This is a genomic window from Nocardioides nanhaiensis, from assembly GCF_039542785.1.
GTDB lineage: Bacteria > Actinomycetota > Actinomycetes > Propionibacteriales > Nocardioidaceae > Nocardioides > Nocardioides nanhaiensis.
In genome coordinates this window covers 191,121-206,346 of record NZ_BAABIM010000005.1, presented here as the reverse complement: position 1 = coordinate 206,346, position 15,226 = coordinate 191,121, and the positions used below count along the sequence as shown (strand labels likewise).

Genomic DNA, 15,226 nt, shown 5'->3' with positions numbered 1-15,226 from the left:
TCTTTGGCGCCGCTGCTGGGGAGTGAGACGCCGCGGTTGTGGACGCAACCGCTGCGCGAACTCACCCCGGACACCAGCAAGGGCTTCGAAGTCATCGACTTCGCGGAACGCTTCTGCCGCATTCAGTTGATGCCCTGGCAGAAGTGGTGGCTCATCCACGCGCTAGAACTGTTGCCGTCCGGTGAGTTTCGGTTCCGTATCCTCCTCACTCTCATCTCCAGGCAGAACGGCAAGACCGAACTGCTGAAGATCGTCTCGCTCTGGTTCATGTACTCGGGACGCGCACGGCTCGTGCTCGGCGTCGCTCAGAACCTCTCCATCGCCCGCGAATCATGGGAGGGCGCGCTTGAGTACATCGAAGCGAACCCGTCGCTGGCGAAGATGCACGCCACGACACGACGCGGGGCAGGTGACTACCAGTTCCTGTTAAGCAATCAGGCGCGCTACAAGATCACCGCCGCGAACGGCAAGGCCGGACGTGGACTCACCGTTGACCTGCTCATCTTGGACGAGTTGCGCGAGCAGAAGTCCGAGGACGCGTGGAAGGCGCTCAGCGCGACGACCGCCGCGTCTGGCGGGCTTATCTTGCCGATCACGAACGCTGGCGAGCAGGCGAGCGTTGTCTTGAACTCGCTGCGCGACATGGCGCTGACGTCGACCGACGAAAGCACCGGCATCTTCGAGTGGAGCGCACCCGACGGCGCGGAGATCACCGACCGCGCCGCGTGGGCGCAGGCCAACCCCGGCCTGGGCCACACCATCACCGAGCGCGTGCTGGCGTCTGCCGCCGCGACGATGTCGCCGGGAGCGTTCAGGACCGAGCACCTGTGCCAGCGCGTCGACACGATCAACACCGCCCTGGACCTGCAGGCGTGGCAGGGGTGCGCCGATCCGCAGCTGACTCTCGACGGCCTGAGGGATCGGGTCGCCGTCTGCCTCGACGTCTCCCCGAACCACTCGCACGTCTCGCTCGTCGCCGCAGCGGTCGGGCAAGACGGGCGCGTGCGCGTCGATGTCGTCGCCGCGTGGGATTCCCCCGACGCCGCACGGCAGGCGCTCCCTGGCCTGCTGGAGCGCGTCTCGCCGAGGTCGTTCGGGTGGTTCCCAGGTGGACCCGCCGCCGCACTGGCAGCGGACCTGCGCACGGTCGCGGACGCGCGCGAGATCAAGTCCAGCGACGTCGCCGCGACGTGCATGGGGTTCGCCGAGCAGGTCATGAGTCGACGCCTCATGCACCGCAGCGACCCGCTGCTAAATGCGCACGCTGCGATGGCCGTAGCGATGCCGTCAGGCGACGGTTGGCGTTTCGCGCGCCGTGACAGCGGAAATGTCGATGCAGTTTATGCAGCGGCCGGAGCGGTTCATTTAGCGCGCACCCTCGCGCCTTCTGTTGGCAAGCCGCGCATTATTGTTGCCGCGTAACTAGCAAAACCCCGTTTAGCGTATTACTAACATGGGCGCATTCTGGGATTTTGTCATTGGCCGCCCCAGCCCTGTCGTAGAAGCGGCGACGAATCCCACTTCTGTCGCTTTCGCAGTCGATGCGACGTCCATTGATCCCGCTGTATTCGGTCTCACGTCATATTCAGACCCCATCGCGCCCGCACCCCGCATTTCGCGGCGCGAAGCGATTCAGGTTCCTGCCGTCAAGCGAACCCGCGATCTGATCGCGTCCACGCTGGGTCAACTCCCTCTCGACGTGCACGACCTCTACAAGACAGAGCGAACAAGCGACGTACTCGACCAGCCAGAGCGCGGGCGTCCGCGCATGGTGACGATGACGCGAACCGTCGAAGACATGCTGTTCGAGGGCGTCGCTTGGTGGCGCGTCGTTGAGCGCGCGTTCGACGGGTTCCCCAAGTTCGTTGAGCATCTGGCTCCGAACCGCGTCCAGTACGAGCCCGAGACCGGTATCTACCGCGTTGACGGGCGCCAGGTGAACCCCGCCGACCTGATTCAGTTCGAGTCCCCGAACGACGCGCTGTTGGTCGCAGGCGCACGCGCGATCCGTACGTGCCTCAAGTTGGACGCCGCTGCTGCGCTGTACGCCGACGAGCCCATGCCGACCGGGTACTTCGCACCGAACGAGGGCGCAGACCCCGCCGACGACGAAGACGTCATCGCGCTTCTCACCGCGTGGCGCGACGCCCGCAAGACGAAGTCGACCGCTTACGTACCTGCGTCACTCAAGTACCAGCCGGTCCAGTTCACGCCCGCAGAGATTCAACTCGCTGACGCACGTCAGCACGCTGTCCTCGAGATCGCGCGCGTCGCAGGCGTTGACCCGGAAGAACTCGGCGTCTCCACGACGAGCCGGACGTACGCAAACCAGCAGGACCGCCGCAAAGCGTTCCTCGACTTCACGCTTGGCCCGTACATGCGTGCTTTTGAGCAGCGTCTGAGCCTCAACGACGTCACACGTCGCGGACACGAAGTGCGCTTCAACCTCTCCGACTTCTTGCGCTCAGACGACAAGACCCGCATGGAGACCTACCGCCTTGGTCTCGACGTCGGCGCGTATGCGCCCGACGAGATTCGCGCGCTTGAGAACAAGCCGCCTCTACCCGCACCAGCCACGCCACGCGCGCTGCCTGCTGCCGCGCCTGCCCAGGAGGCCACGTCATGACGAAGTACGAGACCGAGATGAAGTTCGACGCGCCCCAGCAGGGCGCGTCGTTCTCCGTCGACACAACGAAGCGAGAGATCAAGGGTCTCGCTCTGCCGTACGGCAAGACAGCGAAGGCGAACGGTCTGACGTGGCAGTTCGCCAAGGGCGTCCTCAAGTTCGAAGACGTCTCTCGCGTGAAGTTGCTTGCCGGTCACGACTGGACGCAGGCAATCGGTAAGGCCGTCGAACTAGAGGACACCGACGAGGGCCTTCTCGCCACGTTCAAGGTCGCGCGCGGCGCTGCTGGCGATAACGCGCTTGCTCTTGCTGAAGACGGCGTCTGGGACGGCCTGTCGATCGGCACCAACGAGATCACCGAGTACGAGGAGCGCGACGGCGTCTACCACGCGCTGTCCGCGCCTCTTGCGGAGATCTCGCTCACCCCCTGCCCGGCGTTCTCTGACGCGCGGGTCACCAGCGTCGCGGCTTCCCGCGACAACACGAAGGAGAACCCCAACATGACCGATACTGAGGTCACACACGAGGCCGCTCAGCCGGTCACCATGGACGTGCTTACCGAAGCACTCCGCAACGCATTCACTGGCCCCGAGGTCGTTAACCCGACTCCCAAGTTCGAGGTCAACGAGCCGCTTCCCTACCGCTTCGACGGCATCAAGGCCGAGCACTCGCTGTCACTCGACATGCGCGCCGCTCAGCAGGGTGACTCCGTCGCACGTCAGCGCGTCGACGAGTTCCTGAAGGCAGCGTTCGCCGTCACGACCGGCAACGCGACGAGCCTGAACCCAACGCAGAACCGCCCAGAGTTGTACGTACCGAACCTGTCGTTCACGCGTCCTCTCTTCGAGCTCGTGACGACCGGCTCCGTCGACTCGGTGACTCCGTTCACCATCCCCAAGTTCAACTCGGCTTCCGGTCTTGTTGGTCCTCACACGCAGGGCGTCGAGCCAACACCTGGCGCGTTCTCCGCTACCAACCAGACCGTCACACCGTCTGCGCTCAGCGGAAAGATCGAGATCAACCGTGAGGTTCTCGACCAGGGCGGATCACCCCAGGCCGACCAGATCATCTGGAACGAGATGCTGAACGGTTGGTACGAGGCCATCGAGGCGCGTATCGCTACTCAACTACAGGCCAGCGCAACCGCAGAACTCAACCTCGCCAGCGCTGTTGACTCTGCTCTCGTCGGGTCGCTGACGAACTACTTCGCCGGACTCCAGTTCGTGCGCGGCGGTAACCGCTTCACCGCGTTCGCTGCTGATGGTTCGCTCTTCCCCGCACTCATCGCGGCCAAGGACTCGTCCGGTCGTCCGCTACTTCCGATCCTCGGCCCGACAAACGCCACAGGTCAGGTATCAAGCGGCTTCGACCGCGTGCAGGTTGGCAACCAGGACATCCGCGCAGCATGGGCGCTTGGCACGGGCAACGCCGCTCGTTCCTTCTCGTTCGTGCCGTCGTCTGTCTACTGCTGGGTTTCAGCGCCTGACCGCTTCGACTTCCAGTACCAGGTGAAGTCCATCGACATGGCGATCTGGGGTTACTGCGCCACCGCCGTGACGCGCGACTCCGACGTCAAGCCAGTCGACTACACCACCGCGGACGCCTGATGAGTCGCCGCAAGGAAGTTGAGGAGACCCGGGCTGTCAACGACAACCCGAGCGAACTCCGCGCTTACGACGACCACGGAAACGTGCGTCCCGCCGATGACCGCTTCCTCACTGAGGAGCAGGCCACTGCCAAGCACGAGTACGTCGAGGCAGTACACGCAGAAGAGGAGAACCAGGGATGACCGAGAACAAGGCACCCAGCAAGGCCAGCGCCAAGGTTGGCGACGTTGTCGACGTCAAGGACGGCGCGCTTGTCGTTCGACCTGACGACACGTCATTCAACGTGCACGGCACTCAGTACGTCTACGACGCACCGGGCAAGTTCGTAGTTGACGGTGACGAGGTCACAGTCAAGTGACCGACGTACCCGACATCGCCGCCGTCATGGCGTACCTACCTGCTGGCTATCCCCAGCAGGAGGTAGTTGACGCGCTCGCTGCTGAGACAGCGGACCAGTCAACGCGGTGTCGGGTCACGCCGTACAACGAGTCGTTGCGCGCTGCGCTGATGCGACGCGTGCACCGACACATGGAGATGAAGAACCTTCCCATCGGCATCGCTCAGAACGACGAGTTCGGTGGCGTGCGGGTTGGTTCGACTGACCCCGAAGTTCGTCGGCTTGAAGCGCCGTACAGACGGCTGGTGATCGGATGAGCGCCGCCGTACGCGAGTTGTTCGCAAACGCCGCTTCCAGCGTTGAGGGGATTACGGGTTTTCCGTACTACACGCAGACCACACGACCCGGTCACGCGTACGTGCGACTTGATCGCGTCGAGTATCCCAACGCTTTCGGTGGCATGGCCTACTGGCAAGTCATCGTCATCGCTCCGCAGTCAATCGACGGCATGGAGCGATTCATAGAAAAGAACAGCAAGCCTCTTCACGAGGCCCTGAGCGAGCACATGACTATTCAGACCATGAGCCCGCAGCAAATATCCCTGCCCAATGACAGCAAAAGCTCTTATTTCGCGCTGATCATCTCAGGCTATCGAGAAGAGGAATGAAATGGCCGTACTAGGAACGCGCGCCCTTACGCTCAGCGTGGGCGGCACTGACTACACAGCAGTTGTCACCAACTGCCGCATCACCGCTGGAGCAGCAGACTCCGACATCACGACATTCTTGGACGCTGCCTCTGGTGGCGCACGCGAATACAAGTTGGAGTTCACCGCAATCCAGGACCCAGCAACAGCGACTCTGTGGAACACGATGTTCACCGCGCCGGGAACGTCCGTCGCCGTCATCGTCAAGCCCGCTGGCGGAACAACCGCCTCGCCGACGCAGCCACACTTCACCGGCAACGTCATCGTCTCTGAGCCAGACGGCGACATCCTCGGTGGCGAGGCGAACGCGTCATCGACAGCGCGCTTCACGTTCGACTGCGCATGGACCTTCACCGCGAAGCCTGTCCGAGTCACTGCCTGATAGTTAGCAACGCTAACGATGTCCACCGCTGGGTTCAAGGTCGAAGGCCTCAACCAGGTAGTGCGTGCACTGCAAGAGATCGGTTTCGAGACCGACGACCTCAAAGACGCGTTCTCCCGGATCGCGCAAGAGGGCGCCCAGATCGCTGCCCAAGAGGCACCAAAGCGATCTGGGCGTCTCTCGGGAGACGTACGAGGTAACCGCGCGAAGAGCAAGGCCGTCGTCGCGGCGGGACGCTCGTCGGTTCCGTACGCGGGACCGATCAATTACGGCTGGCGCGCACGCGGTATCGCGCCGAATCCGTTTATGCAACGAACAGATAACCGCATGGCTCCGAAAGCAATCGACATGCTTGAGGACGAAATCAATAAGCAGATCCGCGCACGCGGACTGCATTAATCCGGGAGTAGATGAATGAGCGAGAAGCTAACAGCGAGCGAGACGATCCAGACCCTTACCGGTTTCGAGGAAATCGCTATCGAGGCGCACATGGGCGTCGAAATCTACAGCGAGGGACAGGCAAAGCCGATGCGCGTTATGCGCGCCCTCGTGTTCGTACAGCGAATGCGTGACGGCGACAACGCGCACGAGGCACGCAAGGTCGCAATGGAAATGCCCATGCGCGAACTCCAAGACCACTTCGCGCCGGAACTCGAAGAGATCGACCCTGACGCGCCGGACACGCCTGAGGGAAAAGGCAACTCCGCGAGCGCCTGAGAGCAGAGGACCAGGCGGCTTGGTGCTTGCTGACAAAGCAACCGCCGAGCGTCTACCTCGAACTCACGCGGCTTGAAAGAGACGCATTCATAACCGTAGCGAACCGAAGGAGGTGACACCGTGGCTGGTCCGATTCGTATTGCGATTCTCGCAAACGCCTCGCAAGCCAAGCGCGAACTCAGTTCTGTGTCGAAGCAGACGCAGACGATGGGGTCGCTGCTCGGCAAGGTGGGTCGGACCGCCGGTGTCGCTCTCGGAACAGGTCTCGCTGTCGCGGGCGCTGCAACCGTCGCGTGGGCGAAGGACTCGGTCGAAGCGCTGGCGCGCATCGAGCGCATCGGCGCGCAGACAGCGAGCGTCATCAAGTCGACAGGTGGCGCAGCGAACGTCACTGCGAAGGACGTCACCGGCCTCGCGGACCGGCTAGAGCGGCTGACCGCCACCGAGGCGGAGTCGACGCAAGAGGGTGCGAACCTCTTGCTGACGTTCACGAACATCCGCAACGGCGTCGGCAAGTCGAACCAGATCTTCGACCGCACGACGACATCGATGGTCGACCTCGCTCGCGCGATGGGCACCGAGCCCAAGGCCGCAGCGATTCAACTCGGCAAGGCGCTGAACGATCCCGTCAAGGGAGTGTCGGCGCTAACCCGTGTCGGTGTGTCGTTCACCGAAAGTCAGAAGCAGACGATCAAGTCGCTGACCGAGTCCGGCAACGTCATGGGCGCGCAGAAGGTCATCCTCAAGGAACTTGAGCGCCAGTTCGGTGGCTCAGGTGCAGCGTTCGCTAAGACCGCCGCAGGACAGGCAGAGGCCGCGAAGAACGCGTTCGGAAACCTGGGCGAGACGATCTTCTCCGTCCTGCTGCCCCCGCTCGCCAAACTCGCCACAGCGGCCTCTCAGGCACTCGACTCGTTCTCCGCGAACTACGGCGACCAGATCTCCGCAGGCATCAAGGCGGCCGGCTCCGCACTAGCGACGCTCGGTGACCAGATCGGCAACGTCTTCGACTACGTGCGCAGCAACGCGGACACGTTCAAGATCATTGGCGCTGCCGTCGCTGGTGCGGGCGCTGCGCTGCTGATCGCCAGCGGTGCGGTGAAGGCGTTCACCGTTGCTCAGATCGCGCTCAACGTCGCGATGACCGCAAACCCGATCGGCATCATCGTCGTCGCTATCGGTGCCCTCGTCGGCGCGCTTGTCGTGCTGTATCAGCGCAACGAGGCCGTGCGTAACGCGATCAACAACCTGTTCGCGTTCCTCAAGCAGAACGCCGGACCGGTGCTGGCGTCTCTCGCGCAGACGTTCCGCGCTGCCTTCGAAGCCGTGCGCAACATCGTGCAGCGTGCCGTCGTCGTCATCCGCGCGTTGTGGCGCACCTTCGGCTCAACGATCTTGTCGTTTGCTCGATCTACGTTCCAGAACGTCGCGAGCGTTATCCGTGGCGCGATGCAGGTCATTCGCGGCGTCATCAAGGTCATCACCGGAGCCATTCGCGGCGACTGGTCGATGGTCTGGAACGGCATCAAGTCGATCATCTCGGGCGTCTGGAACATCATCAAGGGCATCGTTCGCCAGGGCGTCAACGTCGTACGAACGGGCATCAGCGCTGGTTGGACCGCCGTTAAGAACCTGACGTCGCGAGCGTGGGACGGCATCCGCAAGGCGGTTGGCGACGCGATCAACGGTGTCATCCAACTCGCGTCCGGCCTCAAGGGTCGCGTCACTGGCGTGCTTTCAGGAATCGGGTCGTGGCTGTTCAGCGCAGGACTCGACTTGATCCGGGGACTCATCAACGGCATCGAGGCCATGGCCGGTCAAGCGGTCGACGCCGCCAAGGGTGTCGTCAAGGGTGCGATCAACGGAGCCAAGGCACTGCTCGGCATCAAGTCGCCGTCACGTGTCTTCAAGAACATCGGTCGCGACACCATGCGCGGTCTCATCCTCGGATTCGCAGGCGGCAAGAAGGGCGCCGTCTCCGCGATGAACGACGTCTTGTCGTCGGTGGTCGACCTCATGGAGAAGGCCGACTTCGGTAAGGACCGCATCAAGCGCGAGACGAAGCAACTGCGCAAGTTGCTGGACGGTCGCGTCAAGGAGTTCAAGAACCACGCCGTCAAGGTCGCCCGTGTCGCGACGCAACTCGCAGCAGCACAGAAGTTGCTCGCTGATCGACTCAAGCAGCGCGACGACTACGCGGGGAACGTCGCGAACTCGATGCTGGGCTTCGGCGCTGTCACCAACTTGACCACCGTGTTCTCCACCAGCGACATGCTGGATCAACTCCGCGCACGCATCGCACGCGTGAAGGAGTTCGCGGCGCTGCTCAAGCGTCTCGCCGCGATGAAGTTGGACAAGACGATCTACGACCAGCTAGTCCAGGCAGGACCCGAGGCGGGGTTCGCTACTGCCCAGGTCATCGCGTCTGGCGGTCAGGCAGCGGTCGCGGAGTTCAACACGTTGCAGAACGAGTTGAAGAACGCTGCGAACGCACTAGGCACGCAGACGTCGACCAACATGTACCAGGCTGGTGTCGACGCCGCGCGCGGACTCGTCGCGGGTCTAGAGAGCCAGTCTCGCCGTCTAGAGCAGGCCTCCCGCCGCATGGCGCAAGCGCTGGTGAACGCGATCAAGAAGGCGCTCGGCATCAAGAGCCCGTCGCGCGTCGCGATGTCACTCGGTCGGTACTTCACCGAAGGACTCCAGGTCGGCACCGGGCAGATCGACATGCGCAAGGTCGGCCAGGGACTGTCGCGCGATCTCGTCAACGGCTTCGGAACGCCTACGCCGCGCATTCGCGCTGAGGACGTCTACACGTCACGTCGCGACTCAGAGCGCGGCCAGCGCAACTACACGATCCAGGTCAATGTCTCGCCGACCGCTGACAAGGTCGCGATCGGTCGCGAGATCAAGAAGGCGCTCAACGACTTTGAGCGGGCAGGTGGACGATGAACTTCCCAACGAACGCGCAAGTACGCCTCGAGGTCCAGAAGGACTGGACGACGCTCGCCAACCTCGTAGCGAACCATGACGGTCGCAGCGGCGGATGGGGATGGACACCTACCAGTGGCGTGCGCGTCTCTCAGTCGGGTGTCCTGCTTGAGGTCCGCACTCTCACCGCGCAGACGACAGGCTCCGCGCTCAGTGATCACGCACAGGTCCCGTTGCAGACGTCCTCGACCGACTACCAACTACGCGGACAGATCGCGCTTGGTGGTCGCAACTCGACGTCCGTCACGGTGCAAGCGTCGTATCGCTGCTACAACGCCAGCAAGGTCTTGATCGGCACAGTCGGCACGACAGCGCACATCACGACGACAGGCACGACGACGATGCCCGCCGTGACCGCGCCTGTCGGCACACGGTTCGTCGCGATGAACCTGCTCGTGTCGCGCTCAGGGTCCGCGACAACAGCGGGCGACTGGGTCACCGTGTCGAACCTGACGATGGCCTACGGCACTGCCGCGCAGATCTTCGCGTACACACCGCTCGCGACACCGACATACGACACCATCACGGGCTCGACTACGGACATCGAGATCAACCGTGAAGCGTTGAACCTCGGAACGCTCAGCGCCATCGTGCGTGACGCCAACCTCGACCCCGCGACAAACGCGCTTCTCGTGAAGGGACGTCGCGTGCGTGTCAGTGCGCTCGACCCATTGACGATGAACACGCAGCAGATGCTGTTCGTGGGAACGCTCCTCAACGTCAAAGTCGACTACGAACTCAAAGACCCGGAGATCCCAACCAACCGCCAGACGAGGATCGAACTCTCAGCGGTCGACAACGTCAGCGTTCTCGCGAACTCGTCGCGCACGGAAGGTGTCGCGACCGTTCCAGAACTTCCCGGCGTCCTTAACGGGCTTCGCCTTCCCTGGTCAGTGGACGGATCGTCAACGTCTATCGACGCGTACACCGTCGTCGCGCGCAACGAGTCCGCTAGCGCGTTGGATCAGGTACTCATCACTCGCGACAGTCAGCGCGGAGAAGCGTGGGTCGACCGGACAGGCGTCTTGCGCGTGTTCAGTCGATCAGCGCTGAGCAACACGTCTGTCGCGACCCTTGCGGAAGCGGACTACTCGGACCTGAACGTCGACTTCGACAGCGACCGGTTGATCAACGTCGTACGCATCAACCTGCTGCGCCTCAACCTTATCGACGGGCAGACCGTCGAGACCGCGTTCGGTCCGTACGTCGATCAGGAGAGCGTCGACAAGTGGGGCATGTTCGCCGCCGACTTCACGGTGCAAGGCATCTCCACGACCGGCACCGCGCTCCAGGACTACGCGAACGCGATCCTGACATCGAACGCGAACCCCAAGCGTCGCATCAACACCGTGACGTTGCCGGTCAAGACGCACAGCCAGGTCATCGCGTCGCGCGCGTTGCTTGACCTCGGTGACGTTGTCACCGTCAGCAACACCGCAGCGGCGATCAACGAGGCAATGCGCATCACTTCGGTGAAGCACGTCATCACACCGGGCAAGTGGCTCGTCACGTTCGGGTTCGCTGCGCCTGCGTCGTCGCCCGTTCCTACGACCACTCCCCCGGTCGTCAACGCGCCGCGTCTGAACACCGACACGTGGACGTCGCGGCAGGTCACCCAGACAGCAGCCGTCACCAAGTCCAGCACCACAGCGACGACCAACACGTCGCTTCCTGGGATCACGACGGACCTGAGCCCCGCGAACACGAGTTCGGTCTACCGCGTGACGTTGCAGGCGGACGTCGTGATCAGCACAGCGGGAACGGTCAACATCATCGAACTCGTCGTGGACAACGTCGCGTTGACCGACCCTGCGCTCATCACGTCCGGCCCAGCGGGTATGCGCGTTGCGGGCGCTCAGACGTGGCGCATCACTGGACTCGCGCCGGGCACGCGAACGATCTACGCGCGCACGCGCAACACTGCGAACTCGACGTCAGCCACGGTGAACTTGGCACACACGACGATGACCGTGGTGCGCGAGTCATGACGTGCCTACAGGAGTCCGGAACGCTGTCGTCGCGGTGGTGACGATGGTGTGGGCGATGAACTTCACCGCACCGATCATCGTCGCCGAGTTCAAGCCTGCGCCCGAGTTGAACGTCGCGTTCATGGCAATTCTTGGGGCTCTGGTGGCTGTCCCTTCCAAAAAGCCAAACGACGACGACGAGGCGTGAACTCCTCACGGCTGACCCGAATCAGTTCACGACTCAGTCTCTCGCCACTCTCCAGCAGTCGCTCGACGTGATCGACCACGCCCTCTTCCCGTAGACCAATGACTCTCGTGACAACCCCGTAGTTGCCTCTCACATGCTCTTCGAGCCGTTCGAGCGTGCCACGGTCGATCAGCCAGCGCGGGCCGAGCAGTTCGACCTCAGCGAACAAGCGGTCGAAGGCACTCGTGACAGTGGCGATGTCGTCCAACACGCTCTGCATGAACTGCTGCTTGACCGGGTCGGTTAGGTCGAGAAACCGATAGCGCAAGTAGGTCCGCAGACTGTCGTGCCAGCCGGTCAAGCACACGAGCAGTTCCACGACTCGCTGCTTCTCCGCAAGCAGGCGCGCGCGCTCCGCACTGCGACGTTCTTCGGAGGCTTTGCCGAACTGACTGAACCCGAAACCCAACAGCGCACCGACAGCCACAGGCAGCAGGTCGATTAGAGCAGCCATCACTCGCTGAGCCTCGCATGCGTATGTACATCGGTCACGTGGCTGCGTACGTTCGCGCTCAAGTAGTTGACCTAGACAACCAACCGAGCGACGGAGGACACCATGAAGCACATCGACACCAAGAAGGCTCGGACCGCAGGCGTGTGGGTCTCGGCCTGGGACGCCCGCTCGGACGCGGACGTTCCCGAGGCCGGGTACGTCTGGCTCGTTCGCTGCGAGGAGCACGGCGACGAGGCGTGGATGCAGGTCCGTCGCGACGCGCAGGTCCTCGCGACGGAGCCTGAGGAGTTCTGCGAGGGGTGCGCGGTCGACGCGTTCGAACCCGCCTGATCCTCGCTCCGCGCGCACCCCGTCTAGCCTCGCTAGGCGGGGTGTTTCGCGTTTCCCCAGGTCAGGGGGCTAGTCAGAAGTCGAGTTCGTCGTCACTTAGGGCACCTGCGTGCGTAATGACGAACTCCTTGCGAGGCGCCACCTCCGAGCCCATCAGCAGCTCGAAGACCGACGAGGCGGCGTCGGCGTCGGAGACCGTGAGCTTGCGCAGGGTCCGGTGGCGGGGGTCCATGGTGGTCTCGGCCAGCTGGTCGGCGTCCATCTCTCCCAGGCCCTTGTAGCGCTGGACGGGGTCCTTCCAGCGCACGTTCTTCTTGCTCAGCTCGGCCAGCTTCCGCTGCAGCTCGTCGTCGGAGTAGGTGTAGACGTACTTCTCCATGCCCTTCTTGGGGTTGGAGAGCTCGATGCGGTGCAGCGGCGGCACCGCGGTGTAGACGCGGCCGGCCTGCACCAGGTCGGGCATGTACTTGTAGAACAACGTGGCCAGCAGGCAGCGGATGTGGGCGCCGTCGGAGTCGGCGTCGGCCATGAAGATGATCCGGCCGTAGCGGGCGGCGTCGAGGTCGAAGGTGCGACCCGAGCCGGCGCCGACCACCTGGATGATCGACGCGCACTCGGTGTTCTTGAGCATGTCGCCCACCGAGGCCTTCTGCACGTTCAGGATCTTGCCGCGGATGGGCAGCAGCGCCTGGAACTCGGAGTTGCGGGCCGCCTTGGCGGTGCCCATGGCCGAGTCGCCCTCGACGATGAACAGCTCACAGCGCTCGATGTCGGAGCTGCGGCAGTCGTTGAGCTTGGAGGGCAGCGTCGAGGACTCGAGCGCGTTCTTGCGACGCTGGGTCTCCTTGTGCTGGCGCGCGGCGATCCGGGTCTTGGAGGCCCCGACCACCTTCTCCATCAACAGCTTGGCCTGCGCCTTCTCGGCGCGCTTGGTGGAGGTGAGGAACGCCTTGAGCTCGCCGGCCACGACCTTGCGCACGCAGCTGCGCACGGCGGGGGTGCCGAGGATCTCCTTGGTCTGGCCCTCGAACTGCGGCTCGGCCAGGCGCACGGTGACCACCGCGGTGAGGCCCTCGAGGATGTCCTCCTTCACCACGTCGGCGTCGTTGACCTTGAGCGTCTTGGCAGCGCGCATGGAGTCGTTGAAGGTCTTGGTGAGCGCGGCCTCGAAGCCCGAGACGTGGGTGCCGCCCTTGGGCGTGGCGATCACGTTGACGAAGGAGCGCAGCTCGGTCTCGTACCCGGTGTCCCAGCGCACCGCGACGTCGACGGTCAGCTCGCGCTCGACGTCCTGCGGGGTCATGTGGCCCTTGTCGTCGAGCATCGGCACGGTCTCGGTGAAGCTGTCGGTGCCCTGCAGACGCAGCACCTCGGTGACGGGCTCCCCGTGGGAGAGGTAGTCCACGAACTCCGCGATGCCGCCGTCGTGGCGGAACTTCTCCTCCACCGGCGTCTCACCGCGCAGGTCGCGGATCACGATCTCGAGGCCGGGGACGATGTAGGAGGTCTGCCGGGCGCGGCCGAGCAGGCCCTCGATCTCGAAGCGCGCGTCGCGGGTGAAGATCTGGCGGTCGGGCCAGAAGCGGATGTGGGTGCCCGAGCGGCCCTTGGTGACGCGCGGGCCCTTGCGGGTCAGTCCCGAGCGCGGCTCGAAGTCGGCCTGCGGGCCCTCGCCCGTGAAGACGCCGGGCACCCCGCGCTGGAAGCTGAGGCCCTGACGGCTCGGCGAGCGGTCGACGTCGATGTCCATGCGCGAGGAGAGCGCGTTGACCACCGAGAGGCCGACGCCGTGCAGGCCTCCGGTGGCGTTGTAGGAACCGCCGCCAAACTTGCCGCCGGCGTGCAGCTTGGTGGCCACGACCTCGACGCCGGGCAGCCCCGTCTTGGGCTCCTTGTCGGTGGGGATGCCGCGACCGTCGTCGGTGACCTCGACCGAGTCGTCGGGGTGCAGCGTCACCTCCACGCGGTGCGCGGAGCCGGCCAGCGCCTCGTCGACGCCGTTGTCGATGATCTCCCACAGGCAGTGCATCAGGCCCCGGGTGTCGGTGGACCCGATGTACATGCCCGGCCGCTTGCGCACGGCCTCGAGACCCTCGAGGACGAGCAGGTGCGCGGCGTTGTAGGTGTTGTCGGCGATGACGGTGCTCCTGATCGGTGCTGCGGAGGTGCGGGGGGTGCTGCTGGGTGCGCCGCGCACGGTCTGGGTATCGGGGAGGAACCCCGCCACCACCCACCACACCTGGCCACCGCGACCGCACCCATCCGGTGCGGCCTCGGGACCGAATCTAACCTGCGACACGCCGGAGCGATCGGACGGCACGCCTGGCCCGGACGGGTCACGATGGGCACCCGGTCGGCCACGATTCGACTCCGACCGTCCACACCGCGTGACCTCCGTCCCACGATGGGGTTGGAGGAGCAACACTCGGGGAAGCACCAACACCACCCGGCACGACCAGCAGCATCCGGCAGCACCCCAGCAGCACCGCCACAGCGACGTGGCGTTCACCACCTCGACGCGGGAATCTTGGGCTCGCTCGATAGGTTGACCAGACACCGACGAGACAGAGAAGAGGCCGACGTGACTACTGCTGTAGCCCCCAGCGCCCCCCTGACGGCCGAAGACCGCTGCGACCGCTGCGGCGCCCAGGCCTACCTGAGGGTCGAGCTCCAGTCCGGTGGCGAGCTGCTGTTCTGCGCGCACCACGCACGCGAGCACGGCGAGAAGCTCAAGGAGGTCGCCACCACCGTGGTGGACGAGACTCACAAGCTGACCGGCTCGCCCGCCGCCCCCGCCGACGGGAGCTGAGCCACCGCCGCCCCCGGGCGGCACCACGGGCCCCCAGGGGCCCCGCACGCCTT

General features: G+C 64.2%; 17 protein-coding genes. 14 read left to right on the top strand and 3 right to left on the bottom strand.

Going from position 1 to position 15,226, the window contains the following annotated elements; translation table 11 throughout:
* Positions 1 to 3 precede the first annotated feature (3 nt).
* The 12 genes from ABD948_RS20695 to ABD948_RS20640 all read left to right on the top strand — a co-directional run bounded on the left by ABD948_RS20695 (position 4) and on the right by ABD948_RS20640 (position 11,354).
* Positions 4 to 1,422, top strand: coding sequence for a hypothetical protein (locus ABD948_RS20695; protein ID WP_345271777.1), 1,419 nt, complete (start codon positions 4 to 6; stop codon positions 1,420 to 1,422).
* A gap of 31 nt (positions 1,423 to 1,453) precedes the next feature.
* A complete protein-coding gene (locus tag ABD948_RS20690; protein WP_345271776.1) occupies positions 1,454 to 2,626 on the top strand; it encodes a phage portal protein in 1,173 nt (390 codons plus the stop codon).
* Positions 2,623 to 4,233, top strand: a complete 1,611-nt coding sequence (locus tag ABD948_RS20685) for an HK97 family phage prohead protease (protein WP_345271775.1) — start codon at positions 2,623 to 2,625, stop codon at positions 4,231 to 4,233. Before ABD948_RS20690 ends, ABD948_RS20685 begins: the two co-directional genes overlap by 4 nt.
* A complete protein-coding gene (locus tag ABD948_RS20680) occupies positions 4,233 to 4,415 on the top strand; it encodes a hypothetical protein (protein ID WP_345271774.1) in 183 nt (60 codons plus the stop codon). The genes ABD948_RS20685 and ABD948_RS20680 overlap by 1 nt, the downstream gene beginning before the upstream one ends.
* The gene (locus ABD948_RS20675; protein WP_345271773.1) at positions 4,412 to 4,591 is read left to right on the top strand and encodes a hypothetical protein; all 180 of its coding nucleotides are present in this window, start codon (positions 4,412 to 4,414) and stop codon (positions 4,589 to 4,591) included. Before ABD948_RS20680 ends, ABD948_RS20675 begins: the two co-directional genes overlap by 4 nt.
* Positions 4,588 to 4,887 (top strand): hypothetical protein, encoded by a 300-nt coding sequence (locus tag ABD948_RS20670; protein WP_345271772.1) that lies wholly within the window; start codon positions 4,588 to 4,590, stop codon positions 4,885 to 4,887. Before ABD948_RS20675 ends, ABD948_RS20670 begins: the two co-directional genes overlap by 4 nt.
* A complete protein-coding gene (locus ABD948_RS20665; RefSeq protein WP_345271771.1) occupies positions 4,884 to 5,237 on the top strand; it encodes a hypothetical protein in 354 nt (117 codons plus the stop codon). The genes ABD948_RS20670 and ABD948_RS20665 overlap by 4 nt, the downstream gene beginning before the upstream one ends.
* Before the next feature lie 37 nt (positions 5,238 to 5,274).
* The gene (locus tag ABD948_RS20660) at positions 5,275 to 5,658 is read left to right on the top strand and encodes a hypothetical protein (RefSeq protein ID WP_345271770.1); all 384 of its coding nucleotides are present in this window, start codon (positions 5,275 to 5,277) and stop codon (positions 5,656 to 5,658) included.
* An 18-nt stretch (positions 5,659 to 5,676) separates the two neighbouring features.
* The gene (locus ABD948_RS20655) at positions 5,677 to 6,057 is read left to right on the top strand and encodes a hypothetical protein (RefSeq protein ID WP_345271769.1); all 381 of its coding nucleotides are present in this window, start codon (positions 5,677 to 5,679) and stop codon (positions 6,055 to 6,057) included.
* A 15-nt stretch (positions 6,058 to 6,072) separates the two neighbouring features.
* Entirely contained in the window at positions 6,073 to 6,375 is a 303-nt protein-coding gene (locus tag ABD948_RS20650) for a hypothetical protein (protein WP_345271768.1), read from the top strand.
* Between the two features lie 120 nt (positions 6,376 to 6,495).
* On the top strand, positions 6,496 to 9,327 hold the full coding sequence (locus tag ABD948_RS20645) for a phage tail protein (protein ID WP_345271767.1): 2,832 nt from the start codon (positions 6,496 to 6,498) through the stop codon (positions 9,325 to 9,327).
* Entirely contained in the window at positions 9,324 to 11,354 is a 2,031-nt protein-coding gene (locus ABD948_RS20640; protein ID WP_345271766.1) for a hypothetical protein, read from the top strand. The genes ABD948_RS20645 and ABD948_RS20640 overlap by 4 nt, the downstream gene beginning before the upstream one ends.
* On the opposite strand, the gene ABD948_RS20635 is transcribed toward ABD948_RS20640, so the two are convergent.
* A complete protein-coding gene (locus tag ABD948_RS20635) occupies positions 11,349 to 11,477 on the bottom strand; it encodes a hypothetical protein (RefSeq protein ID WP_345271765.1) in 129 nt (42 codons plus the stop codon). The genes ABD948_RS20640 and ABD948_RS20635 overlap by 6 nt on opposite strands.
* Positions 11,474 to 12,034, bottom strand: a complete 561-nt coding sequence (locus tag ABD948_RS20630; protein WP_345271764.1) for a hypothetical protein — start codon at positions 12,032 to 12,034, stop codon at positions 11,474 to 11,476. The genes ABD948_RS20635 and ABD948_RS20630 overlap by 4 nt, the downstream gene beginning before the upstream one ends.
* A 102-nt stretch (positions 12,035 to 12,136) precedes the next feature.
* Between ABD948_RS20630 and ABD948_RS20625 the strand changes: the two genes are divergently transcribed.
* On the top strand, positions 12,137 to 12,364 hold the full coding sequence (locus ABD948_RS20625; RefSeq protein ID WP_345271763.1) for a hypothetical protein: 228 nt from the start codon (positions 12,137 to 12,139) through the stop codon (positions 12,362 to 12,364).
* 73 nt (positions 12,365 to 12,437) lie between these two features.
* Here ABD948_RS20625 and ABD948_RS20620 read toward each other — a convergent pair whose 3' ends face one another.
* Positions 12,438 to 14,561, bottom strand: coding sequence for a DNA gyrase/topoisomerase IV subunit B (locus tag ABD948_RS20620; RefSeq protein WP_425576653.1), 2,124 nt, complete (start codon positions 14,559 to 14,561; stop codon positions 12,438 to 12,440).
* Positions 14,562 to 14,945: 384 nt separating this feature from the next.
* Here ABD948_RS20620 and ABD948_RS20615 point away from each other — a divergent pair, with 384 nt between their 5' ends.
* Positions 14,946 to 15,173 carry a DUF7455 domain-containing protein gene (locus tag ABD948_RS20615; RefSeq protein WP_345271762.1) on the top strand — a complete coding sequence of 76 codons (228 nt, stop codon included), beginning with the start codon at positions 14,946 to 14,948 and terminating at the stop codon, positions 15,171 to 15,173.
* Positions 15,174 to 15,226: the final 53 nt, after the last annotated feature.

Excerpts from the sequence above, each read along its gene's own strand:
- ABD948_RS20685 (WP_345271775.1), top strand. The coding sequence starts at position 2,623 with ATGACGAAGTACGAGACCGAGATGAAGTTCGACGCGCCCCAGCAGGGC.
- ABD948_RS20630 (WP_345271764.1), bottom strand. The coding sequence starts at position 12,034 with ATGGCTGCTCTAATCGACCTGCTGCCTGTGGCTGTCGGTGCGCTGTTG.
- ABD948_RS20680 (WP_345271774.1), top strand. The coding sequence starts at position 4,233 with ATGAGTCGCCGCAAGGAAGTTGAGGAGACCCGGGCTGTCAACGACAAC.
- ABD948_RS20675 (WP_345271773.1), top strand. The coding sequence starts at position 4,412 with ATGACCGAGAACAAGGCACCCAGCAAGGCCAGCGCCAAGGTTGGCGAC.
- ABD948_RS20625 (WP_345271763.1), top strand. The coding sequence starts at position 12,137 with ATGAAGCACATCGACACCAAGAAGGCTCGGACCGCAGGCGTGTGGGTC.
- ABD948_RS20655 (WP_345271769.1), top strand. The coding sequence starts at position 5,677 with ATGTCCACCGCTGGGTTCAAGGTCGAAGGCCTCAACCAGGTAGTGCGT.
- ABD948_RS20640 (WP_345271766.1), top strand. The coding sequence starts at position 9,324 with ATGAACTTCCCAACGAACGCGCAAGTACGCCTCGAGGTCCAGAAGGAC.
- ABD948_RS20635 (WP_345271765.1), bottom strand. The coding sequence starts at position 11,477 with ATGAACGCGACGTTCAACTCGGGCGCAGGCTTGAACTCGGCGACGATG.
- ABD948_RS20665 (WP_345271771.1), top strand. The coding sequence starts at position 4,884 with ATGAGCGCCGCCGTACGCGAGTTGTTCGCAAACGCCGCTTCCAGCGTT.
- ABD948_RS20650 (WP_345271768.1), top strand. The coding sequence starts at position 6,073 with ATGAGCGAGAAGCTAACAGCGAGCGAGACGATCCAGACCCTTACCGGT.
- ABD948_RS20690 (WP_345271776.1), top strand. The coding sequence starts at position 1,454 with ATGGGCGCATTCTGGGATTTTGTCATTGGCCGCCCCAGCCCTGTCGTA.